This window comes from Synechococcus lacustris str. Tous (assembly GCF_003011125.1).
In the GTDB taxonomy this organism is placed as follows: Bacteria; Cyanobacteriota; Cyanobacteriia; order PCC-6307; family Cyanobiaceae; genus Synechococcus_D; species Synechococcus_D lacustris.
The window spans coordinates 1-3,121 of the sequence record NZ_PXVC01000131.1; the positions used below are offsets into that span (position 1 = coordinate 1).

General features: G+C 42.8%; 3 protein-coding genes. All 3 read left to right on the forward strand.

Going from position 1 to position 3,121, the window contains the following annotated elements:
• Nucleotides 1–692 (forward strand): phage terminase large subunit (terL, locus tag C7K08_RS13260; protein ID WP_206603870.1); only part of this gene is annotated, 692 nt, incomplete at its 5' end.
• 23 nt (nucleotides 693–715) lie between these two features.
• Entirely contained in the window at nucleotides 716–1,336 is a 621-nt protein-coding gene (locus C7K08_RS16955) for a sigma-70 family RNA polymerase sigma factor (protein ID WP_106501026.1), read from the forward strand.
• A gap of 309 nt (nucleotides 1,337–1,645) precedes the next feature.
• The gene (locus C7K08_RS13270) at nucleotides 1,646–2,437 is read left to right on the forward strand and encodes a hypothetical protein (protein ID WP_133165291.1); all 792 of its coding nucleotides are present in this window, start codon (nucleotides 1,646–1,648) and stop codon (nucleotides 2,435–2,437) included.
• The last annotated feature ends 684 nt before the right edge of the window (nucleotides 2,438–3,121 follow it).

Here is a 3,121-nt window from a genome sequence, read left to right on the forward strand (position 1 = left end):
ATCAAAGACCCGTAGGGTCAGGACCCACAGGGTCAAAGTATGCGCCTTTAGTGCTTAGTTGTGATTTGAGTTTTAAAGGCGCAGAAACAAATGACTACTGCGCTTTTGTTTTACTTGGCCTCATACCTGAAACCACTCCAATTTATCCGGCCCAAGCCGCAAAAGCACAAGGTATGCAGCTGCATAAAACGGCCGCATCTGCTGGCCCGGCGTCTGGATTAGTTCCTGCATCCGCTTCACCCTCTGGGTGCTGCCCCACTGGGACTCATCGGATTGAGGTTTTATCAAGTGTTCATTACCACCTTGATCTTCCAGGAGTTTTAAAACATCTCACCCAAACTCTGCAATTACTTTCAGAACAGGGTTTAAGTCCTGATGCGGTGTTAATAGAAGATGCCGCTAATGGKCCAGCKGTCTGCCAGTTATTACGACGACAAATACCTGGTTTGATTGCGATACGGCCTGTTGGTAGCAAATCAAGCCGCGCCCATGCAGCCGCGCCACTAATGGAAGCAGGGCAGCTTGCTTTTAATCCTGGTAATGAGGAATTAATAAATGAATTACTTGGTTTTCCTAATGCTGCCAATGACGATTTAGTAGATGCTTTTTGCCAAGGTGTGATCTGGCTGCAAAACAAATACTGGCGCGCAAATAGTAGAGGCACGCCCTTGCCCCTGCTGTTTTCTCGCTAACACCCAACTGAACGGTCAAACCAATGGCAACCCCAAAGGGCCGTGAATCACAAGGCCGAGACCCAAAGGGCCGGCATTTACCAAGGCCCCATGATTCTTCTGCGCTTCTTTCTTCTGGAAGGGCCCGCCCTGTAGCCCCTGGCGTMAMCCCTGGTTCTGGTTTGKCTGTTAGGCCCTGCCAGACACGTCAAGGCGTAGCCCCTGGTTCGGACTTGCAGGTTTGYGATGCGTTAGTTGTTGAACATTTRCCATTTGCTGCAAAAGTAGCMGCTAATTWYGCYCGKCGYACTGGACATCCAARAGAAGATCTTGAACAATTAGCAGCAATTGGTTTRATAAAAGCATCTAGAAGATATGATGATAAAAGAATAAATAATAGCAAATCAAATTTTATTGCWTATGCMAGGCCATTTGTAAATGGAGAAATYACCCATTACCTGCGTGATAAAGGMTTTTTGATCACAGTKCCAGGTCGYTGGCGTGAATTACATGTAAGGGGCCAAAAGCTGATTAGAGCAGGAACACGAGCGGAAAATATACCTGAACTGCTCGGCATTACACCCATTCGCTGGGCTGAAATCGTAGAAGCATGTGCCGTAAGGGTTGTTGCAATGAATCAGATTGGAGAGGAGGAAGATTTATAGTTTTTTGTATAAAATAATATAAAAAAATTAATTCGGGTTGTAAAATAACGATTTTTAATTTGCTTCGATGGTCATCAGTTACACCTCTGGTGATCTCTTTGATACGAGCGGACTTCTTTGCTGAAACAGGGCCATTAAGTTGATTCATTAATCCCCATGGGGACTCAAATAAAACAAGACGCCTACTTTCCTGGCAGTGGGGAAACTGCAATATTGACTAATTAGAATGCTGAATCAATCTTGGGGCCCCTATTAGGAGTTGACAGAACAAGTCGACATCCTTATGATTTGAATAAATGCAAGTTATTCATGAACGAAATTGATATTGAAGTATTTGACTCGTTTCTCCCTAAGGCTGAATTCAACAAGCTCTCAGATAGCCAAAAAGTTGATTACTACTTTAATTTTTCTGATTGGTTTGAGGGAGTCATTGAGTCAGCAGATCCAGGAGACTATGGGTTTCCAGAGCTTTTCGAAGGCTTCTGCAAGGACATCTATCCAGAGACATGGAAAGAATTACTCAGTCAACTTGATATTGACGCTTTTGAAGACGCTGGAGAAGCTCTCAACTGTACAGTGCTAGAAATATTAAAGCGTAATAAAGTCGCCAACAAAGAYATAGTTCTCTACATCGCAAACGCAACATACGACAATGACATCTTCTACTCTGCAGCAGTTGCCGCGAACAACTTAAAGCCCGCTGAGCGCGAYGAAGGTGATTTGCCTCTTTTTTTCGAGTACGACGAAGAACTTGAGACAGGTTATATTGGTGGTCCGCACATAGCAAAGATTGCAGATGCATCTGCGGTTATTAAGATCGGCAAGAATAAGGCTGAAAGGTTGCAACACCTACGTGGGACCCTAGGCATCATTCAGCTCAAACAATATGCACAGTACTGGGATGAGAAGTCGGTTGATTCAAACTGCCTTAGCATTGAAGGATATGATTGTTTGTGTAAACATATAGCTTCTTATTTTAGGGGAGAAATTTCGGATTCTCAGTTTATGTATAAATTTTGTGAGTTTGTACCGRAGGCCATGGCTCGCGAGGCTTGGCGTGACATTCAAAAGCAAATTGATGATGCTTCCCTTCTCCAGTGAAACATCTTAGGAATATTTGCAGGTAAAAATCCCACTAATGATATTAGCAAGTTTAGACTTAAATATAAAGCTAAATACCTCCCCTGTATCAGCAAATAAGTCCGCTTGTATTAAAGAAACGACCAGGGGTGCAACTAATAAATAGTGAGAACGATTTATGACGCCAAATTTCGTGGTGAAATTTGCAAACGGACGAGTCTTCCCAGCAGGGAAACATTTACTGAAATCTCAATGCTAAGGGCCTGAGTTGATAATGTTTTTGTTTAATCAATTTATTGGTTGGTATAGTGCCAAATATCGCCACAGATGGTTTAATACGTAACATCAAATCAACATCATTTTGGTTTAGCAGTAGATGGGTCACCTATGAAGCAGAGAGAAGAAAGCACCCTAAGGGCTGGAGTAGACATTTAACAAACTGGCAACAACCAGAGATTGCAAAAATAAATCACCCAAGGCCGATAGAATTAATCGAGGCCCGTTAAATTACTGGTCTTACTTGTATAAGCTGGAGAAAACAGCTAAGCAGTTAATATTCATAAGAAATAATACATTAATTGTTTGTTCTCCCGCTTGTTGCTATGCCATGAGCAGGAAGCAGTTTATATTCGATATATTTCCTCGGACGGCATCACACGCGGACAACATTGCTGATATATATAGGCCCTTGGCCTCAACAGAAGA